The organism is Aeromonas sp. QDB68 (genome assembly GCF_027707405.1).
GTDB lineage: Bacteria > Pseudomonadota > Gammaproteobacteria > Enterobacterales > Aeromonadaceae > Aeromonas > Aeromonas caviae.
Genome location: NZ_JAPCIQ010000170.1, coordinates 1 through 3,821 on the forward strand (window position 1 = coordinate 1; position 3,821 = coordinate 3,821).

The following is a 3,821-nucleotide window of genomic DNA, read 5'->3' on the forward strand; positions in this document are numbered from 1 at the left end:
TGCCGATGTGGAGCGGGTGATGTCACTTTGTAGCCGAGATTGGATAAAACTGACCTAATGTTTAATCCGATTGGTATTACCATGAATCAGTCTCTGCTCAGTGAATTCGGTGATCCCATTGCTCGCGTCGAGGCCGCGCTGGCCGCACTGCGTGCCGGCCAGGGTGTGCTGGTGGCCGACGATGAAGATCGTGAGAATGAGGGTGACCTCATCTTCGCCGCAGAATCCATGACCAATGAACAGATGGCCATGATGATCCGCGAGTGTTCCGGCATCGTCTGCCTCTGCCTGACCGACGAGCGGGTTCGCCAGCTCGAGCTGCCGATGATGGTGGAGGCCAACTCCAGCCACTACCAGACCGCCTTCACCGTGACCATCGAAGCGGCGCAGGGGGTGACCACCGGGGTGTCCGCCGCCGATCGCATCACCACCATACGTGCCGCCATCGCCGACGGGGCCAGACCGTCCGACCTGCATCGCCCCGGCCATGTCTTCCCGCTGCGTGCCCGTACCGGGGGCGTGCTGACCCGTCGCGGTCACACCGAAGCCACGGTCGATCTGATGCAGCTCGCCGGGCTCAAACCTTACGGCGTGCTGTGCGAGCTGACCAGGGAGGATGGCTCCATGGCCAGGTTGCCGGACCTGGTGGCCTTCGGTCGCCAGCACCAGATGCCGGTGCTGACCATCGAGGATCTGGTGCAATATCGTCAATTGCTGTCAGAGCGTTCAGCCTGAGCCTCATACGAAATTGTAATAAGCCGAAATTTTGGTTACGCTTTGCACGAACCTCATCCGGAGACACTCTTTTTTGATTAAAGTTTGCGCATAAAGTGTGCAACTAAAAAAAAATGAGGGTTTTAACGCATTTATCTGTGATGGGGCCTATCCAAAGTATGATTTTTTTGTGCCATAATCACGCCGCTTGCTAAACGTCTGGCGAGTTAAAGGGAGCTTTTAAAAATGAAAAAAATGTTGTTGGTAGGTGTTGTTGGTCTGTCCGCTCTGCTGGGCGGTTGTGCAAACACCAGCGAACTGGAAACTTCCGTTCAGAATCTGTCTAACAAAGTTGACCAACTGGCTCAAGATGTTAGCGCTGTTCGTGCTGATCAGTCCAAGATCGCTGCTGATGTTGCAGAAGCCAAGCAAGAAGCTATGCGTGCTAACCAGCGCATCGACAACATGGCTACTTCCTACAAGAAGTAATCCATGCGAAAAAATGGCGCATTTTAATGCGCCATTTTTTTTTGCCTGAAATCTGGCAATTCTCCGAGTTTGACTCCCGCCTGAACAAGGCAATGCCGACCGATCGGCATTCCCCGTCCTGAATATCTCTTCGATCAATAAAGCAGGCTGTAGAGCTTGCGGCGGTAATTCTGCGCTGCCGGATGTGCGCCCATGGTGGCCAGCACATCGAGATAGATCTTCTTGGCATCTCCAAAGGCCAGATCCCGCTTGAGAATGGTGAACAGCAAGGCCAGAGCCTTTTCCTGTCGACCGACCTGGCTGTAGAGTACCGCCAGCTCCTGGGCGAGGGCGTCATCTGCCGGCTGTTCGGCGTGACGCAGCTCCAGGGCGCGCAGTTCAGGGCTGTCACTGGCCTGCAGCGCCAGCGAGAGGCGAGAGCTCAGGGTCTGATAGTGATCGTCCTGTGCCACCATGGGGATGGCGGCGAGCAGGGCTTGCGCCTCGTCCAGCAGGTTCAGATCCAGGGCCGCCTGTGCCAGCCAGAGGCTGATGTCGTGACGCTCGGCGGCGAGGCGATGGGCCTTGCTCAGGTGGGCGTGCGCCACATCGGCCTGCTCTGCGGCCAGTGCCTGCTTGGCCTGCTCCAGCAGCAGCTCTTCTTCCTTGGGGGCGAAAGCAGCGAAATACTGGCGCAGGGTCGCTTCATCCTGCGGGCCTTCCAGGATGGCCTGCTCGTCCGGACGACCCTGATGGAACAGCACCAGGGCGGGTAACGCGCGCAGGGCCAGCTGGCTCGCCAGCGGCTGCAGCTGGGGATCGTTCATATCGACTTTGGCCAAGGTGACGCCAGGATTGGCCTGACCAACCAGGGCTTCCACCAGGGGGGTCATGGCCTGACACTCCGGCATCTGCGGGGCGTGGAAGTAGATGACGACCGGCTTTTTCAGGGATGCATCGATCAGTTCGGCGTGAAAATTCTGGGGAGTGATGTCGACGATCATGAGGCTGACTCTCGGAAAATGGTGTGGATCAACATGGGGTCCAGCGGAGTGGATTTCAAGCTCCCGTCCAGCAGATAGGCATCGACCTGGCGGGTCGGGGCGGCGAGGCTGAGCCATCCTCTGCCAATGGGCCAATCGCTCACTTCATAGATGCGGGTATCGAGCAGGTTCTCCAGCCGCCACCCTTGCTCCGGCAAGAAGCAGACCTTCTCCAGCCCGGCGGCGATGCCGGCGCCGTGGGCCTTGAGCACCGCCTCCTTGCGCGACCACAGCCGATAGAAGGCCGAGTCCTGCTCCTGCACTGGCAGGGTGCGCAGCCACAGGTATTCCCCGGGGGCATAGAAACGCTCTGCCAGGGGCAGTATGGGGCGGCGGCGCAGGCCCATTTCGATATCCACGCCGAGGGGACCCTCCCGACAGAGGGCGAGCACCAACCAGTCACCGCTGTGGCTGAGGTTGAACTGCCAGTGGTGGTTGCACAGCATCGGCTTGCCATGCTCGCCGATGTGAAAGGCCAGAGAGCCGGCAGGGCAGTGGAGGCGTTCGGCCAGCAGGCGGCGAAGCAACACGCGTCCCAGCAGATACTCGCGCTGGCGGCCGGGTTGGCGGATCTCGTGCCAGTGGCGGTATTCCTCCGGGGAGAGCCCGGATGACAGCCCGATCAGCTGTTCAGTATCGACGAGCGCGGTATTTAACAAATAGAGATCCGCAGAAAGCATAATATTTCACTTAAAAATGGGGTCGAAGTAGCGATAACAATCCGTTTGGAGAGGCCGAAACCGATGCTTTCAAGATTGTATATTGTTTGGCCATGATCACATAAATTGCGCTAAACAGAGCATTTCCTTGCAAAAATGTGAGTTCGATTGGGATTTTCGCTTGCCTCGATAGAATTCTTGGATATAGTCGGGTGCTGTTGCCTTATAAATTGCCCTGTCGGGCTGCATTTTAACAAGTTTCACTCTTTTTTGCGGGGATAAAGGATTGCGCCACCTGATGCTACTGCTGGTCGCGCTCGGAATGGTAGGTTGTGCTTCGGCACCCCAACCCGAGGTCGCGAGCAAGATCGAGGTTTCCATGATGGAACCCGTGATTGAACCCGAAGTTTCGCCTACCCCGGATGTCAACGAAATCCTGACCGTATACAAAGAGTGGCGTGGTACCCCCTATCGTTATGGCGGTACCACAGAACGAGGTATCGATTGCTCGGCGTTTACCCGTGAAGTGTTCCGCAATGCCATCGGCATCGAATTGCCCCGCGATACCCGCTCCCAGGTCCATGAAGGCTCTCGCGTCTCCAAGCAGGATCTGGTCGAGGGGGACCTGGTCTTCTTCAAGATCAACCCGCGTCTGAACCATGTCGGCATCTATGTCGGCAACGGTGAATTCATCCATGTCTCCTTCCGTGCCGGCGTCACGCGCTCCAAGCTCGACAATGTGTATTGGCGCAACAAGTTCTGGCAGGCACGCCGGATCGATATCTGAGTCAGGCTGGACAAACGGCTCGCAGTACGGACTGTTTTTCCAACCTCACTTGAACCGGACCCTCAGGGTCCGGTTTTTTTATGGTTCATCGCGGCTTTCCGGGGAAGGCCGCCTTGATTTTCAGAAAAAAGTATTCTGAGTCCCTAAATC

General features: G+C 57.2%; 6 protein-coding genes. 3 read left to right on the forward strand and 3 right to left on the reverse strand.

Going from position 1 to position 3,821, the window contains the following annotated elements:
• Positions 1-81: 81 nt before the first annotated feature.
• A complete protein-coding gene (ribB, locus tag PG892_RS21795) occupies positions 82-735 on the forward strand; it encodes a 3,4-dihydroxy-2-butanone-4-phosphate synthase (protein WP_043758934.1) in 654 nt (217 codons plus the stop codon).
• A gap of 225 nt (positions 736-960) precedes the next feature.
• The gene (locus tag PG892_RS21800) at positions 961-1,203 is read left to right on the forward strand and encodes an Lpp/OprI family alanine-zipper lipoprotein (protein ID WP_010634682.1); all 243 of its coding nucleotides are present in this window, start codon (positions 961-963) and stop codon (positions 1,201-1,203) included.
• 134 nt (positions 1,204-1,337) lie between these two features.
• Here the strand turns inward: PG892_RS21800 and PG892_RS21805 are convergent, their stop codons facing one another.
• The 3 genes from PG892_RS21805 to PG892_RS21815 all read right to left on the reverse strand — a co-directional run bounded on the left by PG892_RS21805 (position 1,338) and on the right by PG892_RS21815 (position 3,265).
• Positions 1,338-2,186, reverse strand: coding sequence for a tetratricopeptide repeat protein (locus PG892_RS21805; RefSeq protein ID WP_270825859.1), 849 nt, complete (start codon positions 2,184-2,186; stop codon positions 1,338-1,340).
• Entirely contained in the window at positions 2,183-2,905 is a 723-nt protein-coding gene (locus PG892_RS21810) for a 4'-phosphopantetheinyl transferase family protein (RefSeq protein ID WP_042878780.1), read from the reverse strand. The genes PG892_RS21805 and PG892_RS21810 overlap by 4 nt, the downstream gene beginning before the upstream one ends.
• 96 nt (positions 2,906-3,001) lie before the next feature.
• Complete coding sequence (locus PG892_RS21815; RefSeq protein WP_162231332.1) at positions 3,002-3,265, reverse strand: hypothetical protein; 264 nt, start codon at positions 3,263-3,265, stop codon at positions 3,002-3,004.
• Between PG892_RS21815 and PG892_RS21820 the strand changes: the two genes are divergently transcribed.
• Positions 3,183-3,671 (forward strand): C40 family peptidase, encoded by a 489-nt coding sequence (locus PG892_RS21820; protein ID WP_010673526.1) that lies wholly within the window; start codon positions 3,183-3,185, stop codon positions 3,669-3,671. The two genes, PG892_RS21815 and PG892_RS21820, sit on opposite strands and share 83 nt — an antisense overlap.
• Positions 3,672-3,821 lie beyond the last annotated feature (150 nt).

Excerpts from the sequence above, each read along its gene's own strand:
- ribB (WP_043758934.1), top strand. The coding sequence starts at position 82 with ATGAATCAGTCTCTGCTCAGTGAATTCGGTGATCCCATTGCTCGCGTC.
- PG892_RS21800 (WP_010634682.1), top strand. The coding sequence starts at position 961 with ATGAAAAAAATGTTGTTGGTAGGTGTTGTTGGTCTGTCCGCTCTGCTG.
- PG892_RS21805 (WP_270825859.1), bottom strand. The coding sequence starts at position 2,186 with ATGATCGTCGACATCACTCCCCAGAATTTTCACGCCGAACTGATCGAT.
- PG892_RS21810 (WP_042878780.1), bottom strand. The coding sequence starts at position 2,905 with ATGCTTTCTGCGGATCTCTATTTGTTAAATACCGCGCTCGTCGATACT.
- PG892_RS21820 (WP_010673526.1), top strand. The coding sequence starts at position 3,183 with ATGCTACTGCTGGTCGCGCTCGGAATGGTAGGTTGTGCTTCGGCACCC.
- PG892_RS21815 (WP_162231332.1), bottom strand. The coding sequence starts at position 3,265 with ATGGAAACCTCGATCTTGCTCGCGACCTCGGGTTGGGGTGCCGAAGCA.